This is a genomic window from Paenibacillus sp. B2(2019) (assembly GCF_008370385.1).
Taxonomy (GTDB): domain Bacteria; phylum Bacillota; class Bacilli; order Paenibacillales; family Paenibacillaceae; genus Paenibacillus_AQ.
Genome location: NZ_VTZR01000029.1, coordinates 26,219 through 44,108, shown reverse-complemented (window position 1 = coordinate 44,108; position 17,890 = coordinate 26,219). Strand labels below are relative to the sequence as shown.

The window sequence follows — 17,890 nt, the reverse complement described above, 5'->3', positions numbered from 1 at the left end:
AACACGACCGTTAAGCCCTCCAGCGCCGATGGTACTTGGACCGAAGGGTCCTGGGAGAGTAGGACGTTGCCAAGCACGCAAGACCACTGTTGAGTAATCGACAGTGGTCTTTTTGTTGTATTATTGAAGAATTCATTAGGGTTTATTTTGAGATACTACATTAGAGATAGGTGTAAGCGTTGGTGATGGGTATGGTGGATTGTATAATTTCACCACTAAATGTCCACTCTGTGCGGACAATAGTCCAATAATTCGCTTACGCGTGAGTCGTTTTTTGAATACCTACTCTGATGATGTAATGTTCTTGACAGTCCAAATGCCCTTTGCTAAGATGGCAATAATATATTTTTGGATAAGCATCTCAAACCTAAATTGAAGATATGAACTTGTTCAACTTCCAGATGTACAGAGTTGTCTGTCGTGAATGGACTTAAAGTCGAAGGTTCTTCTTTTATAAAGTTTGTAGGCGGGTATAATTTAAAAACAACCGAGGAGGAATGACCCAGGTGTGGAAAGATAAGTTTGGTAAAGAAGGTCTGACTTTTGATGATGTGCTGCTGGTTCCGCGTAAATCTGAGGTACTGCCGAAGGAAGTAGATTTGACTACAGTTCTAAGTAAGAATGTGAAGTTGAACATCCCGCTTATGAGTGCAGGTATGGACACAGTCACAGAAGCGGCTATGGCCATTGCTATTGCTCGTGAGGGTGGTATCGGGATTATTCACAAGAATATGCCTGTAGAGCAGCAAGCGGAAGAAGTGGATCGTGTAAAACGTTCCGAGAGCGGAGTTATTACTAACCCATTCTCTCTTTCAGCAGAACATCTGGTATCCGATGCTGAACTGCTAATGGGTAAATATCGTATTTCCGGAGTACCGATTGTAGACAGTGACAACAAACTGGTCGGTATTCTAACTAATAGAGATTTACGTTTTATTCATGACTTTAATATTCCAATCAAAGAAGTTATGACACATGAGAATCTCGTGACTGCTGCTGTAGGTACGACACTTCAAGAAGCAGAAGGCATCTTACAACGTCATAAAATTGAGAAATTGCCGCTGGTCGACGAGAATAACGTTCTTAAGGGCCTAATCACAATTAAAGATATTGAGAAGGCGATTCAGTTCCCTAACGGAGCGAAAGATGCACAGGGTCGCTTACTGGTTGGAGCAGCTGTTGGTATCTCTAAAGATACATTCGAGCGTACTGCAGCGTTAGTGAAATCAGGTGTGGATTTGATCGTCGTCGATTCTGCACATGGTCACCACATTAATATTATTGAAGCGGTTCGTCAAATTCGTGAGTTGTATCCTGATCTTACGATTGTTGCTGGTAACGTGGCTACAGGTGAAGCAACCCGTGAACTTATTGAAGCTGGAGCTTCTGTAGTTAAAGTAGGTATTGGACCTGGATCTATCTGTACAACACGAGTTATCGCTGGTATCGGTGTTCCGCAGGTTACAGCCATTTATGATTGTGCAACGGTTGCTCGTGAGTACGGAGTTCCTATCATCGCTGACGGTGGAATCAAGTACTCCGGTGAAATCACTAAGGCTATTGCCGCTGGTGCTCATGCAGTAATGATGGGAAGTATGTTTGCAGGTACAGAAGAAAGCCCAGGAGAATCGGAGCTTTATCAAGGCCGCAAATTTAAAGTATATCGTGGTATGGGCAGTATGAGTGCCATGAAACAAGGTAGTAAGGATCGTTATTTCCAGGATGACGATAAAAAGCTTGTTCCTGAAGGAATTGAGGGTCGTATCGCTTTTAAAGGGCCTCTTTCGGATACCGTTCATCAATTGATTGGCGGACTGCGTTCGGGTATGGGCTACTGTGGGACCAAGTCACTCGAAGAACTTCGGAATGACACTTCTTTCATTCGCATCACAAGTGCTGGACTTCGCGAAAGCCATCCACATGATGTGCAAATTACGAAAGAAGCGCCAAATTATTCCGTGTAATGGACTAGAAAGACTATTTTTTGGACAGACAGGACTATTTCGTCCTGTCTGTCTTTTTTTGCGTGTACCCCTGTGTTAGAATAGAACAAGCTATTGATATGAGGTTTAAAGGAGAGTAGTAATCATTGAAGCACAAACAGAAATTTAACGGTAAGCAATTTATGATTAAGACAGTCACAGTAGGTCTACTTTTAAATATGTTAGTTTCCACTCCACTTCCGGCATTCGCAGAGGAAGGTACGACAACGACAATACAAGCTGGTACTGCAACTCAGACGACTCAGAAAGCAGTAAAGATCCCTTCTGTGGAATCACTGGGTCTAAATTTGAAATCAGCGGTTCTAATAGAACCAACAACAGGTGAAATTCTTTTATCTATGAATGCAGATGAGGCTTTGCCTCCAGCTAGTATGACTAAGATGATGACAGAGTATCTTGTAGCAGAAGCGGTGAAGACTGGACAGCTTTCATGGGATCAAAAAGTCATAGTAGGGGAAAATGCGTCTAAACAGGTTGGATCACGTATTTTTCTAGCGGAAAATGACGAGCATACGGTTGAAGAGCTGTACATAGCAATGGCTGTCGGATCTGCAAATGATGCTACAGTAGCTTTGGCAGAACTAGTTTCTGGATCAGAATTGGAATTCGTAGAGCTAATGAATCAGACTGCCCAGAAGATGGGGATGAAAACTGCCTATTTTGTTAATTCTACTGGATTAGACAAAGCTGACATGCCTAAGAAGTACCGCTCAACTGATAAGAAAGAAAACGTAATGTCAGCGATGGATGCTGCTATTCTTGCCAAATATATCGTTACTGATCATCCTGATTTTAATAGATTTACAACGGTTCAGTCGTATAAGTTCCGTGAACGTGATACCGCACCAATGATTAACTTTAACTGGATGTTGGAAGCTAACAAGAGTATCCAGAATTTTAAGGCTTATGCTTATGAGGGATTGGATGGTTTGAAAACAGGCCATACCGCTAGAGCAAAATATTGTTTTGCAGGTACAGCTGTACGTGATGGCATGCGTCTGATAAGTGTAGTAATGGGGGCTAATACAGAGCCACACCGTTTTACAGAGACGAAGAAAGTACTTGATTTCGGATTTAATAATTTTGAAATCAAACAGGTCGTGGCCCCTAAAGCAGTGATAGCCGGCAACGAAACTGTGCCAGTTCTTAAAGGGAAAAATAAAAAGGTGTCTGTAGTTACGGATGAAGCTGTTTCGTTTATCGTCCCTAAGGGAACAACCTCCCCTCAAATTAAAACAACTGTTGAAATAAATGATCCAGCAACCTTAGTTGCTCCTATAGAACAATCTGCTAAAGTGGGTAAGGTTACTTATTCCTACCAAGTTGAAGGCATGTCTGATGTTCAGCAGAAGACAGTTAATCTGATTACTGCTGAAGAAGCGGAGAAAGCCGGTTGGTTCAGTTTATTCCTTAGAGCCATTGGAGATTTCTTCGGCGATTTATTTACAGGGATCAAGAACTTGTTCTAATGAATTTAGCATCGAAAATTGCGTTAAATCCGAGTAAGTGGATTGTATATTTCCCTTCATTGGGGTAAAATTACAAGTTAGATTAAGATAGATCATTCGGGGGGCTAGGACATGGAAACTGGAACATCGCGAGTTAAAAGAGGCATGGCAGAAATGCAAAAAGGCGGCGTCATTATGGACGTCATGAATGCAGAACAAGCAAAAATTGCTGAGGCTGCGGGTGCAGTAGCTGTTATGGCATTGGAACGCGTGCCTTCTGATATTCGCGCAGCTGGCGGTGTAGCACGGATGGCCGATCCTACAATTGTAGAAGAAGTTATCAAAGTGGTAAGTATCCCTGTTATGGCTAAGGCTCGTATTGGCCATTACGTAGAAGCAAAGGTTCTGGAATCCTTGGGTGTTGACTATTTGGATGAGAGTGAAGTTCTTACTCCTGCTGATGAAGTCTTCCATATTAATAAACGTGAGTTCACTGTTCCGTTCGTATGTGGAGCTAAAGACTTGGGTGAAGCCTTGAGACGTATTAACGAAGGTGCATCCATGATCCGTACGAAAGGTGAACCAGGAACAGGCAACATTGTTGAAGCAGTGCGTCATATGCGCTTTATCAATAGTCAAATCCGCAAAGTAACTAATTTGTCCAAGGATGAGCTATATAATGAAGCTAAGAACCTGGGAGTTCCTTACGAGCTACTGCTTGAAGTGCATGAGCTTGGTAAGCTGCCGGTTGTTAACTTTGCTGCTGGCGGTGTAGCAACTCCTGCCGATGCTGCCCTGATGATGCATCTAGGTGCGGACGGTGTGTTTGTAGGCTCAGGTATTTTTAAATCGGACAACCCTGAGAAATTTGCCCGTGCGATCGTTGAAGCCACTACACACTATACTGATTACAAACTGATTGCAGAAGTATCTAAGAACCTTGGCGCACCAATGAAGGGGATTGATATTGCAACTCTAACCCCGGCTGAACGTATGTCGGAGCGTGGCCGTTAATAGAGAGAAGGTTGCCCGGATGAAAATAGGAGTGCTGGCGCTTCAAGGCGCAGTTACGGAGCATATTGTTAGTATAGAGAAGACCGGAGCAGTGGGCGTACCTATCAAGCGAGTAGAGCAGCTTGAGGAGGTTGATGGCCTAATTATTCCTGGTGGTGAGAGTACAACGATCGGTAAACTGATGCGAAAATATGGCTTCATCGAAGCCATACGTGATTTCTCCAATCAGGGCAAGCCGATTTTTGGAACATGCGCGGGTATGATTGTTCTGGCCAAACAAATTGCCGGCGGCGAACCAGGGCATTTGGAGCTAATGGATATTACGGTAGCTCGGAATGCATTCGGTCGTCAACGGGAAAGCTTTGAATGTGATCTGGAGGTTAAAGGAATTGATGAGCCGGTTCGTGCTGTTTTTATACGTGCACCGCTTATCAACGAGGTAGGCCCGGGTGTAGAAGTGCTTACAGTCTATAATGATGAGATTGTAACTGCACGGGAGGGTAACCTGCTGGTGTCTTCTTTTCATCCAGAATTGACCGATGATTTCAGACTGCATCAATATTTTGCTGATATGGTAGAGGCTACTAGGCAAGTGCAACAACAGAATCGCATATAAGAACATCCTGACTCTTTCAAAGCTGTAAGCAGCAATTTGAAAGAGTTTAGGCTGTTTTCAGGAGGGAAACTTTGTGTTAGACGTAAAAGTATTACGCAGTGATTACGCTCGAGTTGAACAAGCCTTAGAGAAACGGGGTAAATCACTGGATTTAATTGCTGATTTTCCACAACTTGATCTACGCAGACGTGAATTACTGCAAGAAACAGAAGGTCTTAAGAACCGTCGTAATACGGTTTCTGGTGAAGTAGCGAAGAAGAAGAAGAATGGTGAGCCAGCAGATGACCTAATTGCTGAAATGCGTACGGTATCTGACCGAATTAAAGAGCTTGATGACGAAGTGCGTGAATTGGAAGTTCAGATTGCTGAACTTACTATGAGTATTCCGAATATTCCTCATGATTCAGTTCCAGTTGGTAAGTCTGAGGATGATAACGTAGAATTGCGTCGCTGGTCGGAGCCAAAAGAGTTCGGATTTACTCCGAAATCACATTGGGAGCTTGCGCAGCAGCTCGATATTATTGATTTTGAAGCTGCAGCGAAGGTTACGGGATCTCGGTTTGTTTTTTATAAAGGACTGGGAGCACGTTTAGAGCGGGCGCTTATTAACTTTATGATGGATCTGCACAGCGGTGAGCATAACTATGAAGAAATGCTGCCGCCTTACATTGTGAATAAAGACAGCTTGTACGGAACGGGGCAACTTCCTAAGTTTGAGGAAGATCTGTTTAAGTTACGTGACACTGAATACTATTTGATTCCTACAGCGGAAGTACCTGTAACCAACTACTATCGCGAAGAGATTTTGACAGCAGCAGATCTACCTAAGTATCATGTAGCTTACAGCTCTTGTTTCCGTTCTGAGGCGGGTTCAGCTGGCCGTGATACTCGCGGTCTGATCCGTCAGCATCAATTCAACAAGGTAGAGCTGGTGAAGCTTACTACACCTGAATCCTCTTATGAGGAGTTAGAAAAAATGACAGCAGATGCTGAGCGTGTGCTACAGCTTCTTGGTTTGCCTTATCGCGTACTTGGGCTATGTACAGCTGATATGGGCTTTACATCGGCTAAGACGTACGATTTGGAAGTATGGCTGCCTGAGAGTGGAATGTACCGTGAGATCTCTTCTTGCTCAAATACGGAGGACTTCCAAGCGCGTCGGGCAAATATTCGTTTCCGTAAAGATCCGAAATCCAAACCTGAATTTGTTCATACACTGAACGGATCTGCTTTGGCTGTTGGGCGTACTGTTGCAGCAATTCTTGAGAATTATCAGCAAGAGGATGGTAGTGTTCTGATTCCGGAATGTCTACAACCGTATATGCGCAATGTAAAATCGATCCAACCTAAAACTATTTAAGAAAATAGTTGCTTTTTCTTCGCACCATATGGTACAATTACTAATGCATGTGAAATTTATATGCATTTGGAGAGGTACCGAAGCGGTCATAACGGGGCGGTCTTGAAAACCGTTAGGGTGCAAGCCCACATGGGTTCGAATCCCATCCTCTCCGCCATTCCTTTATGAACTTTAAGAAATAAGCAGATAGAAACCGTCTCCTTTGGAGGCGGTTTTTTTGTTGTGCTTGAACTGGTACAGTTTTAGTTATTGTTTGATGAACCTAGTTCCATTGAGAATAAAAAGATTGATTTCTCCGCAATGTATTAGAGAAGGAGGATGATCATAATTATGGACAGACAATTGGAAGTAGATCAGCATAATCTTGTCTCGGCCTGGCAAGAACGCCTGCCTGCGTTAATGGAGGATGGGGACAGTTTCAATGTACTAGCGGATGATGGTGATCCGAATAGTCTGCTTATTCATTTTAATGCAGCAGGACGTCAAGGGTACTCACTTGATTTTCGTTGCAGGTATGTAGATAGCAGGGAGGTCGCTGTTGATCTGCTTGATGTGGAGCAGAGTGGAATTCATATTGATGAGCATAGTGATGCAGTACAGCTATTAGCACAGCAGTATTCACGACAAATTCACGAATGTGCTCAGGCTCTACAGAATATAACTAATCCTTAGGAGGAATGAACAATGTCAAAGCCAAAAAGTATTCCAGTTCCCGGGGCACAGCCTAACGATGGGGAGCGTAGAAAGGAGCATAATTCTTCTGCACCAGAGCCACTTTCTGGCTCTAAAAAGGTGAAGCAGGCTAATCATGTTGACCATCATAATCCGCAAGGATAACAAATAAAAACAATAAGAATTATAAAGAAGTGTTTCTTGATTTTTACAAATAGTTTATCATAAGGGGGGGAGATTTTTTTTACATGGGAGAGGAGAAAAATAATGAACAAAAAATGGGGTTTATCGGCCGCGGCACTGTTGCTTACAGCAGCAGTAATTCTGCCAGGATGTGCAAGTAAACAGGAGGCGCCAAAAGAGGCCTTAAAATCAGCCGCGTCAAAAGCGACTACGATGTCTTCATATGAGATGAAGAGTAAATTCTCGATCAATGATCTAACCATCGAGACTGCTGATGCTGAATCTGCTGCAATGACCACACAGGTACTCAGCATGCTCAAGAATGCTGATATTACCGTCGACGGGGTTTATCAGGCTGATCCAATGCAGACAGAGCTAACTATGGTTCTGAATCTCAAGGGCGATATGAGCATGAGCTTCAATGTCCCTATGGTGATGACCACTGAGAAGTTGTATGTTAAGATTCCATCGATTCCGTTCTTCCCGATTCCGGAGACAATCGTTAACAAGTTTGTAGAGGTGGATCTGAAGGCGTTGGCAGAGCAGGAGGGTGCAGAATTTAACCCAAGTACGATGGATACTCAAAAAATGCAGAAGCTGTCTAATGAAGTGGTGGACACTGTCCTAGCTGAATATGACGAAGAAAAATATTTTAACGAGATTGATCCCAAAGATGCTAATTTACCAGAAGGTGTGGAAGCTAAACAAGTCGTTCAGTTCCAAGTGACTAACGATAATGTTAAAGAAGCAATCACTATCTTGGTGAATAATGCCCTGCCTAAAATTATTGATATCGTAAGCAAGGAAGAATACAAGGATATGCTGCAGATTAAAGATGCAGATCTAGCTAAGGCTAAAGAAGAACTGACATCAGGTGAAGCTAGAACTGAATTGGATAAGGGCTTAGCTGATCTTGATAAGTACCTTACCATCAACCAGTTCCACTATAATACTGCGATCAATAAAGATGGATACGCTGTGTATCAGGATTTATTGATGGATGTTAAAGTAAATGATCCGGAAGATGGCACAAAAGTGGCCTTCTCAGTAAATGGAACGGGCCAATACAGTAAGATCAACGAGAAGCCGGTATTCAAGATTGGTATCCCTCAAGGTGATGATGTAATTACAATGGATCAACTTGGAGAAGAATTCGGTGGTATGGGAACTTATTAATCCCAGTTCGCAAGATTAAGACCCGCATGATGCGTATATTATACGCCCATGCGGGTCTTTTTTTAGGAAAAAAAGTAGCACTCTTTCCTGCGACAATGCAGAATCTTATTTCCGTTCCTCAGTCAGCACATCTTCGGTTAAGATTGCGTAGGTTTGGTGATCCTGCCACTGTCCATTTATTTTAAGATACTGACGAGCAATCCCTTCAGGTTTGAACCCACTCTTCTCCAGGACTCTTCGGGAAGCTTCATTATGCAATAAAATAGCTGCTTGAACTCTATGTAGACCTAAGGCCCGGAACGCATAGCCAAGGACTAATCCGACTGCTGTTGTCATATAACCTTGTCCTTGCATCCGATGATCCATTAAATATCCTAAATCAGCATATTGTGCTATACCTCGTGAGACGTTGGACAATGTGATCTGACCGATTAGCTGTCCATCCAGCAGATAAATGCCGAACATATAAGCTCTGTCCAGTAGGGCGTCCTCAATACGCTGATTGATGATCTGTTGTTGACTCTCTAGGGTAAAGAAGTGCTCATCACGTTTTGGCTCAAACGGTTCGTGGGTTACCCGGTTATTTAAACGAAGCTCCAGCAGGCTCTGTGCATCCTTAAGCTCAAGTGGAGAAATATAGATGCCTTGAGAGGTATGATATAGAGTAAGGGTCATTTAGGAGTCCTCCTTTTGTTTTATTGGCTTTTTACGTAAACAGCGAAAGAAAGAGGTGAGTAGATCTGCACATTCTTCTTGTAAAACATCCTGTATTACCTCAGTTCTATGATTAAATCGCGGCTCTTCAAGCAAGTTCATGAGGGTCCCGGCACATCCAGCTTTAGGGTCAGGCGTTCCATATACCGTGAGAGGCACTCTGGACTGCACTATTGCTCCTGCACACATCGGACAAGGTTCTAGGGTGACGTACAGCTGGCAATCCAGCAGACGCCAAGAATTCATGACATTGCTGGCCTCACGAATGGCTACCATCTCTGCATGGGCTGTCGAATCCATTGTCGTTTCTCGTAAATTGTATCCACGTCCTATAATTTCACCATGTCGAACAATGACAGCACCAATAGGAACCTCACCTAATGCCTCAGCTTTACGTGCTTCTGCGATCGCCTGCCTCATCCAATATTCATGAACCGCTTGTATATCTTCTGGCGATTCATTGGCTTTAATATTCAAGATCATCTTCCCTTCTTCTGTAACCATTGTACAACGAACAAATATTCGTTCTTAACAAAATGTGCATAACTCTGTGGATAACCGCCTACTTATGCACATTTTTGTACACATCGTTTTATAATAAAATGTTTATATGTGCATAAGCTGTGGATGGTTTCTTAAAATATAAGAAAGTATAAGTTTCACGCTATACTTTGTCCTTATATTTCGCGCTTAAACGCTTCCCGTCCGTATAAGGACGCCGAAGGCATTTATACTTGTATATTGTAGAGAAAGACCTTTTGAATTTCAATATTCTTGAATTGGAACGCTACATTGAAATGTCTTTTCAAATGTGAGGGCAAAAGGTATGATGTTTATTGTAGGCCCCGCAAGGATTTACCAGTGGATAAGAGGTGAACAAACAGTTTGTCCATAAAGACAAAACTATCTGCTATTATTTTTGGGGCGGTGTTGCTAATTTTAGCACTGAACCTGACATTTAACCTTTATGCCGCCCAAAATAATCTACGGAATGAAAGCATTAATAATATGCAACTAACCGCTATGCAAATGGCCGTTTCTGTAGAACAAAGTAACTATAGCTCTAACTATGTAGAATATCAAATTGCGCATAATTTAAGGATGGCGGCTATCTTTGCCTCCGAAGAGCTGGACCCCGACTATAGGAATGTGACGAATGAAGAACTTAAGGCCCTAACTTCCAAGGTGGGCGTGTCTAATATTTCAATTCTGGTAAAGACTGATAACGATATTGTAATAGCGAGGTCTTCGCTACCTAGTGATATTGGGGTGTCCACAAAGGACTGGGGGTACTGGTATCTGGCCTTTTTGGAGTTGTTCGATAATCAGGAGGTATCCGTGGGTCAGGGGCAGGCCATGGACCATTTTTGGTCAGGCCCTTTTGATTATTCAACCTACAATCTTGATTTCATTGAAAAATGGGGATATTACCATGATGAAGAGAGCAACTACATCATAAATCCTGTTATTCTCAATACTGCAGCCAGCGACTATGTCAAGATTACCAATCCCGATCAAATCGCAGCGCAGACTAAAGAAGCTAATCCAGGGATCTTAGAACTCACAGGATTTAACCCAGTAACATTTGGTTCAGCAAGTATGAAGGCTGACGGAACTGACACATTGAATAAGAATCTTGGTAACCGTCCCATTAAGTACGGCACCTATACTTATGGTAATGTGGAGCAGGATAGAACAGCGATTCTATTGGCTCAGGAGAAGCAGAAGCCGGTTACACTGGAGACGAAAGTGCTTGGAAAAAGAGTGCTCAAAAGCTTCATCCCTATCCAATCTCCTGGACTGAAAGCTTATGTGATTGGTGTCGTTTTGGATTACTCCGTGATTTCATCTGTGGTTCATGAACAATTAATTAATAATCTGACAACTTCACTGTTATTACTTACATTATTCTTGTTATGCAGTTACATACTGTCTGGATTTGTTACTCGTCCTATTCAGGCGATACTTGCCAAAGTGAACGATGTAGCCAAAGGGAAATTCGAGCCTCCACTTAAGGTAACTAGCCGGGATGAGTTAGGGCAACTGGCACTACGAATCAACGCTATGACGGCTCATCTCATGCAGCGCACTAATCGACTCAAACAGACACTGGAAGAGAACCGAGCAGTTAAGGAGCATTTGGAATCGGTCATTAATGGAACCTCTGATGCGATACATACTATCGATATGGACGGCCGAATTACTAGTACGAACAGAGCCTTCGAAGAACTGTATGGATGGAGTGCCAAAGAGGTGCTAGGGAATAAGCCTTACCTTGTGCCTGCGACAGCGCTTAAGCAGGAGGAAGAGCGGCTTGATGCGTTAAAGAGTGGTGCGGTTCTACCACCAATTGAAACGGTAAGACTTAAACGTGATGGAACAATTGTTGAAGTTAGTGTTAGTACCTCAGTGATTCGTGATGAAGACGGGTATCCACATTCCTTTATTCACGTCTCACGTGATATGACGGAACGTAACCGAATGGAGGAACTGCTTAGACGCTCTGAGAAGCTGACTACAGTTGGTCAATTAGCCGCGGGAGTAGCTCATGAGATTCGTAATCCTCTTACGACGCTAAAAGGATTTCTGCAGCTTCAACAAGAAAAGCAGATTTTGGTCCCCCTCCATATTGAACTGATGTTGTCCGAGCTCGAGCGGATTAATCTGATCGTAAGTGAATTTTTGATTTTGGCCAAGCCTCAAGCTGTTCATTTTCAGGAAAAAGATGTGCGGGATATCCTTGGTGATGTGGTTTCTCTATTAGACAGTCAAGCTCATTTGTTTGGGATTCAGTTTAGTGCGACATTCTCTGAATATCCATCCACCGTACATTGTGAAGTGAACCAGCTAAAGCAGGTGTTTATTAACATCGTCAAAAATGCTATTGAGGCTATGCCTGATGGTGGTGTGATTTCAATGGAGTTAAGAAATACCTTGGATTCTGTCTTCATTCTTATTTCAGATCAAGGCGAAGGAATTCCTAAGGATATGCTGCCTAAGCTGGGTGAGCCCTTCTTCACCAATAAGGAGTCGGGAACAGGCTTAGGGCTAATGATTAGCCAACGTATTATTCAGGCTCATAAGGGTCATTTGGAAATACAAAGTGAAGTGGGTCAAGGGACAACTGTTATGATCAAGCTGCCTGCAGCTGGTACGGATACCCCTTGGCTTAATATTAAGGATGAACGGAGTGAAGGACAACGTGAGAATTAATAAATTCATCAGTGAGACAGGGTACTGTTCACGCCGTGAAGCAGATAAGCTGGTGGAAGGTGGTAGAGTTACGATCAACGGACAACCTGCTGTGCTTGGCAGTCAGGCCGTTCCAGGCGATGATGTGAGAATAGATGGTGTTGCGCTTGAAACATCAAGCCAGACGGTTTACATTGCGTTAAACAAGCCAGTGGGTATCACTTCAACTACAGAGCAGCATATTAAGGGGAATATTGTTGATTTTGTAGGTCATCATGAGCGAATCTTCCCGATTGGGCGACTCGATAAGGATTCAGAAGGATTGATTTTGCTTACCAACGATGGGGACATCGTTAACAAGATTTTACGGTCCGAAGGTCGGCATGAAAAAGAGTATGTTGTTACTGTAGACAGACCGATTACGCCATCATTTATTACCGGCATGTCCAGCGGCGTAAAGATATTAGGTGAGAAGACGCTACCTTGTGAGGTCACTCGTATTACAGAGCGTGTATTCCGTATTATTTTGACGGAGGGTAAGAATCGTCAGATCCGCCGTATGTGCAGCGCTTTTGGCTACGAGGTTAGAAAGCTTCAACGCATTCGGATTATGAATATTCGTCTAGGGGCATTACAAACAGGAGAATGGCGTGAGCTGTCTGCTGAAGAGAAGCAAGAACTTGGAGCTACACTGAACTACGAACTTCTATAACCTAGAAGAGCCTAGATTTGAATACAATGTATCAAAAAAGAGCTGTTCCATCGGTCTAAGACCTTGGGACAGCTCTTTATGCTTGTAATAGGATAACCATTATTCATCGGAAGGAGCAATGCCTGAGAACTCTTTGGTTTCTTGATATTTACGAATAATGGATACTTCAACCCGGCGGTTCTTACTTCGTCCAACAGCTGTTGTATTTTCAGAAATGGGGTGGTATTCCCCGTATCCAATCGCACTAAATTTCCGTGGATTCAGGTTCGTATTTGTTAGCAAGATCTTCATGAACTGAAGGGCGCGATCGGCGCTCAGGTCCCAGTTGGAAGAATAGTCGCTATTAGAGATAGGGATATTATCGGTATGTCCTTGCACGACTACATCATAATCCGGGAATTGCTGCAGCATGGTTGAGATGGACTTTGCTAATTGCCGAGAATCATCTTTAACTACTGCCTGTCCGGATGCGAACAACGCGTTATCACTTATCGTAATCATAAGTTGGGATTGATTGAGCTTAGTGCTGAGTAGATCGGTAAGGCCGTTCTTGCTGATATATTGATCAAACTGCTTCTTAAGCTTCTCTAAATCCTCTTGTTCCTTTTGCCGCAGCTTAGCCATTTCTGTTTGTTCATTTTTCTTGGTTACTGATTTATCCATTTGATCATTTTTTCCTAAATCCTCTTGACTCTTAGATGGCATTGCCGCCCGCTCTTCAAGAACACCTGTACCGCCATTAAGAGCAGAACTGAAGGCTTGACTCATCTCTTCGAATTTTTTGGCATCCGTTGCACTCATAGAATACATTACGATGAACAAGGCTACCAGAAGGGTCATAAGATCAGAATAAGGCAGTAGCCACGATTCATCGGCGTGTTCTTCATGCTCTTCGTGTCGTCTAGTCTTTTTGCTCACCCGATCCACTCTCCTTCTCATCATTTAACTTAGCTCGTTCCGAAGGTGTCAGGAAGACAGCAAGCTTCTGATTGATGGCAATAGTGGATACACCGGATTGTATGGACAAAAGACCTTCGACCATCATCATTCGAACTTCAATTTCACGTTTGGAAAGTCGTTTTAGCTTATTGGCGATAGGATGCCATAATACGTAACCTGTAAAGATACCGAGTAGTGTTGCGATGAAGGCAGCCCCGATTGCTGCAGCCAATTTGTTCATATCACTCATATCAGCCAGAGCGGCGATAAGTCCGATAACGGCCCCGAGTACGCCAAGTGTAGGAGCATACATACCTGCTTGTGAGAAAATGAGTGCGCCTGCTTTATGTCTATCCTCTGTGGCGTGGATGTCCTCCATGAGAACATCGCGGACAAAATCCTGATCATTTCCATCAATAATCATCCGCATGCCATTTCTGAGGAAGTTATCTTCTATTTCATCGACTTTCGACTCAAGAGCCAGCAGACCTTCACGCCGTGTAATAGAAGCCCACTCCATGAACATAGTAATTAATTCGGGTTTACTGATTAATTTCTTTTTGACAAAAATCATTTTAAACAGACTTGGAATCTTCTTGACCTCCGAGAACGGAAAGGCCATAAAGATGGAAGCTGCCGTACCCACTAAGATAATAACGTAAGCAGCAGGTGTGGCTAAAGCGTGAAGAGGAGCGTGCTTGAGGATCATACCCCAAATAACTGCAACTAGACCAAAAATTAAACCAAGTATTGTTGAAATTTCCATTATGCACCTCGTCCATGAGATTATAAGATGTGTTCCGACAAAGCCGCGTATATCATCCTTGAAACAGCGGCAAGGCACTCTGTTCGAAACCGAATAACGTATATTCTTATTTATCGACATCATTCCGTTTTTTGTGAAGTCATTTTTTCGGCTATAATGGATAAGGTAAGTAATTATTCATCTGTGGAGAAAACGGAGTGATACATGTGGGTGTAAAGCATGGTAGAGATTACGGTGAAATCCTAACGGATTTGACTGAGGCTGTCGGAAGAATTTCCGATGGGTACTTATTTTTTGAAATGGATCCGGAAGAGTGGCAAGAATTGCCGCAGGAATCCAAGATGGAGGTATGGGAGGCACTGGCTGAGGATCTTTTCTTCGCGCTAGGTAATGAACCTATGATTGAGGTGGGGAGCGGCGTTATCATCTACGATAAGGACACTCACCGCATTAATATTTTAGTCGGAGAAGAGGATTTAGCCTCTGTTGTTTTGATTTAAGAAGAGGCGGCGGCGGGGCGTAATTTGCCCGTAGTTAGTAGCCCGTGTTAAAATTGGTGTAGCCGAGTTATAATCGCTGGGATTCTTGAATACATTTAATCGAAAATATTGCCTTTATCCTGGCACATCCCTTGGACCTCAGAAGCTAAGGGATGTTTTGTTTAACGAATAAGACGAGTAAAGGGACCTGCGGATTTTACTGCAATTTTTAGTAAGGGAGGAAACGAATTGTTATTTACCGAAGAAGAACTGCGTGAGCAGATCAGCAAGCTGGAAGGTTGGAAGCTGGAAGAGAATACCATGGTGCGAAAATATATGTTCAGCCAATATATGAAGGGTATTGCTTTCGTTGATGAAGTAGCCACCATTTCAGAAGCCTTTGATCACCATCCACATATTACGATTGATTATAAGATAGTGACTTTACGACTGAAATCAAATGAGGAAGACGGTATTACAGCTCTAGATATTCGAGAGGCACATGAATTTAATGAAGCCTTTGAGAAAAATCGTTAGTGTCACCTAAACTCATAAATAAACGCCCGTGCGCAGATAGTGAACTATCTTCTGGCACGGGCGTTTTTAGTTGCTTAGGTAGTAGTTACTGTTACTTTTTCTCTGAGAGCCAGAGGGCGACGTTTGCAATCTCCTCAGGGGCTAGCTTTTCTTTAAAGGAAGGCATTTGACCTCGTCCTTTAGTGACGATACTGTAGATTTCTTCAGCATCATGCTGACCGCCTTCATTTTGAAGACTGGGTCCAACTCCACCTTGAAGCTGATCGCCGTGACAGGTGATACAGCTGGCTTTCACGGTTGCTTCGGCCTTTGCCGCATCCAATTGGACTTCCGGCATCGTCGGCTTATTCTGTTCAGCTACCTCTTCTTTACCTGGAAGTGTAAACATAAGTACTACCGCAAAGGCACAGGCGGCAAAAAACAAACCGCTCATGATCCATTTCTGCATCCCAGTTCGTCCCTTCTATGTAAGCTGCTCCCTACATTATAGCTCAAGGTGAAGCGTTATCATAGGGTTTGTGACAAAAAAATGAACGATAATACCATCAAATCATTGAAAAATATGGAATTTAATATTATTTATCATAGACCATGCAATAAAAAGGTTTGTTTCCTGTGGGGGTTAGGCGTTCATACGTATCGGTAATCGTAAATCCACACTTTTGGTAAGTTCGGATCGCCCGCTGGTTCCAGGTCAATACCTCTAGATCAATCTCACGCTCAGGATAACGAAGCAAGGCTGCTTGCACGATTGCATCCATGAATATTTTTCCTAGACCTTGACCGCATAGATCAGGGCGCATACCAATCCCCAAGCGAACAACACCTTCCATTGGAAACAACTGCGCGAATCCACACAAAATCCCTTGCCCATTTAATATGGAGACATATTGCTCATTCCGTAGCTGCGGGTCACCGAACTCGATTCCAAGAGCCTGCATTTGCTCCCACGGCATCCAGCCGTAAATATTATAAGGGGCAGTGTAATCCCAGTTGCAAATCTCTTCCGCGTGACTGGTCTCCATAGGCGCTACATGAAAAGTAACAGAGGGATTTATCATAAGGTCAAGGACCTCCTTTCACGGGGGGACTTAAAATGTCTTATATTTCTAGCTTAAAATACTTATGGTCCTTATAAGGACATCGAAGGCGTTTATGCTTGTAACTAATTATATACAAAAAGAGGCATGGTCGACTCAGAAATTTATGAGGATTATTGTTTTACAAATTCTGAGAGGGGTAAATACTAAATAAGACAAAAAACAAGCTCTTCCCCAAGAATCAACATCTTGGAAAAGAGCCTATGTACGATTTACTTATTGAACATCATCATTATCTTCTGTCTCAGAAGCAACAGAATGATAAGCATCCGTGCTCATAATTCGTTTAGCACCGATGTAGCGTTTCACGTAGTAGCTATCACTCAGGGAGCTAATTGTTACACCGCGTGAGGTAGATGCGTGTGCAAACTTGCCTTCACCGACATAAATACCGACATGGGAGACACCCTTACCACTTGTATTGAAGAATACAAGATCTCCAGATCTTAAATCATCTTGGGAGATAGCAGTACCCATTTGATACTGGGAACCTGATTGGTGTGGTAGGTTTATACCAATTTTATCAAATACATACATTGTAAATCCGGAGCAATCAAATCCATTTGTGGAGATGCCGCCGGATACGTACTTAGTTCCGATGGTCTTGTCGATCACTTTATCCATTTTGGAATCCGCGAAAGCGCTTCCTGCTCCGATGGTGAAAATAATGGAAAAGCTAAGTACTGCTGCTGCTAGCTTCTTCTTCAAAAGTTTATACCCCTTCCGGATGCCTACGAGGTTAGCTTAAGGGTTCGGTTGAAGGTCCCCTATGACCCCTCTAAAAATGGAGGTCAATTCACCCAAAGTTGGTTCCCCCGTTTTCCTAATAGTTAGGAAACTCGGCTGATACTGTTGATTAGGAATAGCTTGTAATCAATACATGACAAAACCTTTGTAAATAACAACTTAATGATTACAAAAATGTTACTAAAATCTTACTGCAGTTATTGTAACAAACAGAGTGCCGCTTGGCAATCGT

General features: G+C 43.0%; 19 protein-coding genes, 1 tRNA gene, 1 rRNA gene and 1 riboswitch. Of the genes, 14 read left to right on the top strand and 7 right to left on the bottom strand.

Annotation, left to right across the window (positions count from 1 at the left end):
* The 10 genes from rrf to PAENI_RS29570 all read left to right on the top strand — a co-directional run.
* A 5S ribosomal RNA gene (gene rrf, locus PAENI_RS33210) occupies positions 1–75 on the top strand; the annotation flags it as partial.
* 431 nt (positions 76–506) lie between these two features.
* Positions 507–1,964, top strand: coding sequence for an IMP dehydrogenase (gene guaB, locus PAENI_RS29610; RefSeq protein ID WP_149647701.1), 1,458 nt, complete (start codon positions 507–509; stop codon positions 1,962–1,964).
* 161 nt (positions 1,965–2,125) lie between these two features.
* On the top strand, positions 2,126–3,472 hold the full coding sequence (locus PAENI_RS29605; RefSeq protein WP_076301057.1) for a D-alanyl-D-alanine carboxypeptidase family protein: 1,347 nt from the start codon (positions 2,126–2,128) through the stop codon (positions 3,470–3,472).
* Between the two features lie 111 nt (positions 3,473–3,583).
* Positions 3,584–4,465, top strand: coding sequence for a pyridoxal 5'-phosphate synthase lyase subunit PdxS (gene pdxS / locus PAENI_RS29600; protein ID WP_042123186.1), 882 nt, complete (start codon positions 3,584–3,586; stop codon positions 4,463–4,465).
* A gap of 19 nt (positions 4,466–4,484) precedes the next feature.
* Positions 4,485–5,081, top strand: a complete 597-nt coding sequence (gene pdxT / locus PAENI_RS29595) for a pyridoxal 5'-phosphate synthase glutaminase subunit PdxT (RefSeq protein ID WP_076286886.1) — start codon at positions 4,485–4,487, stop codon at positions 5,079–5,081.
* A gap of 73 nt (positions 5,082–5,154) precedes the next feature.
* Positions 5,155–6,441 carry a serine--tRNA ligase gene (gene serS / locus PAENI_RS29590; RefSeq protein ID WP_076301054.1) on the top strand — a complete coding sequence of 429 codons (1,287 nt, stop codon included), beginning with the start codon at positions 5,155–5,157 and terminating at the stop codon, positions 6,439–6,441.
* A 68-nt stretch (positions 6,442–6,509) separates the two neighbouring features.
* Positions 6,510–6,598, top strand: a tRNA-Ser gene (locus PAENI_RS29585).
* Positions 6,599–6,771: 173 nt separating this feature from the next.
* Entirely contained in the window at positions 6,772–7,113 is a 342-nt protein-coding gene (locus PAENI_RS29580) for a hypothetical protein (RefSeq protein ID WP_042183934.1), read from the top strand.
* 12 nt (positions 7,114–7,125) lie between these two features.
* Positions 7,126–7,278 carry a small acid-soluble spore protein P gene (locus PAENI_RS29575; protein ID WP_060623882.1) on the top strand — a complete coding sequence of 51 codons (153 nt, stop codon included), beginning with the start codon at positions 7,126–7,128 and terminating at the stop codon, positions 7,276–7,278.
* A 102-nt stretch (positions 7,279–7,380) separates the two neighbouring features.
* A complete protein-coding gene (locus PAENI_RS29570; RefSeq protein WP_149647700.1) occupies positions 7,381–8,472 on the top strand; it encodes a hypothetical protein in 1,092 nt (363 codons plus the stop codon).
* Positions 8,473–8,577: 105 nt separating this feature from the next.
* Here PAENI_RS29570 and PAENI_RS29565 read toward each other — a convergent pair whose 3' ends face one another.
* Positions 8,578–9,147, bottom strand: coding sequence for a GNAT family N-acetyltransferase (locus PAENI_RS29565; protein ID WP_149647699.1), 570 nt, complete (start codon positions 9,145–9,147; stop codon positions 8,578–8,580).
* A complete protein-coding gene (gene tadA, locus PAENI_RS29560) occupies positions 9,148–9,669 on the bottom strand; it encodes a tRNA adenosine(34) deaminase TadA (protein ID WP_149647698.1) in 522 nt (173 codons plus the stop codon). It abuts the gene before it with no gap.
* Between the two features lie 402 nt (positions 9,670–10,071).
* Between tadA and PAENI_RS29555 the strand changes: the two genes are divergently transcribed.
* Positions 10,072–12,399, top strand: a complete 2,328-nt coding sequence (locus tag PAENI_RS29555; RefSeq protein ID WP_149647697.1) for a sensor histidine kinase — start codon at positions 10,072–10,074, stop codon at positions 12,397–12,399.
* Positions 12,389–13,090, top strand: a complete 702-nt coding sequence (rluF, locus tag PAENI_RS29550) for a 23S rRNA pseudouridine(2604) synthase RluF (protein ID WP_076286905.1) — start codon at positions 12,389–12,391, stop codon at positions 13,088–13,090. The genes PAENI_RS29555 and rluF overlap by 11 nt, the downstream gene beginning before the upstream one ends.
* Positions 13,091–13,189: 99 nt before the next feature.
* Here the strand turns inward: rluF and motB are convergent, their stop codons facing one another.
* Together motB and motA are read right to left on the bottom strand one after the other, a co-directional pair.
* Entirely contained in the window at positions 13,190–14,008 is an 819-nt protein-coding gene (gene motB, locus PAENI_RS29545) for a flagellar motor protein MotB (protein ID WP_042183946.1), read from the bottom strand.
* Positions 13,992–14,795: a flagellar motor stator protein MotA gene (motA, locus tag PAENI_RS29540; protein ID WP_042183948.1), complete on the bottom strand. Its 804-nt coding sequence runs from the start codon at positions 14,793–14,795 to the stop codon at positions 13,992–13,994. The genes motB and motA overlap by 17 nt, the downstream gene beginning before the upstream one ends.
* 206 nt (positions 14,796–15,001) lie before the next feature.
* On the opposite strand from motA, the gene PAENI_RS29535 reads away from it, so the two are divergent.
* Both PAENI_RS29535 and PAENI_RS29530 read left to right on the top strand, forming a co-directional pair.
* Entirely contained in the window at positions 15,002–15,295 is a 294-nt protein-coding gene (locus PAENI_RS29535; RefSeq protein WP_042131745.1) for a hypothetical protein, read from the top strand.
* Between the two features lie 228 nt (positions 15,296–15,523).
* Entirely contained in the window at positions 15,524–15,811 is a 288-nt protein-coding gene (locus PAENI_RS29530) for a 4a-hydroxytetrahydrobiopterin dehydratase (RefSeq protein ID WP_149647696.1), read from the top strand.
* Between the two features lie 91 nt (positions 15,812–15,902).
* On the opposite strand, the gene PAENI_RS29525 is transcribed toward PAENI_RS29530, so the two are convergent.
* The 3 genes from PAENI_RS29525 to PAENI_RS29515 form a co-directional block, all read right to left on the bottom strand.
* A complete protein-coding gene (locus PAENI_RS29525) occupies positions 15,903–16,259 on the bottom strand; it encodes a c-type cytochrome (protein ID WP_042183950.1) in 357 nt (118 codons plus the stop codon).
* Between the two features lie 127 nt (positions 16,260–16,386).
* Positions 16,387–16,872, bottom strand: a complete 486-nt coding sequence (locus tag PAENI_RS29520) for a GNAT family N-acetyltransferase (RefSeq protein WP_076286894.1) — start codon at positions 16,870–16,872, stop codon at positions 16,387–16,389.
* 255 nt (positions 16,873–17,127) lie between these two features.
* On the bottom strand, positions 17,128–17,619 hold the full coding sequence (locus PAENI_RS29515) for a C40 family peptidase (protein WP_149647695.1): 492 nt from the start codon (positions 17,617–17,619) through the stop codon (positions 17,128–17,130).
* Positions 17,620–17,624: 5 nt separating this feature from the next.
* Positions 17,625–17,766: riboswitch (cyclic di-AMP (ydaO/yuaA leader) on the bottom strand.
* Positions 17,767–17,890: the final 124 nt, after the last annotated feature.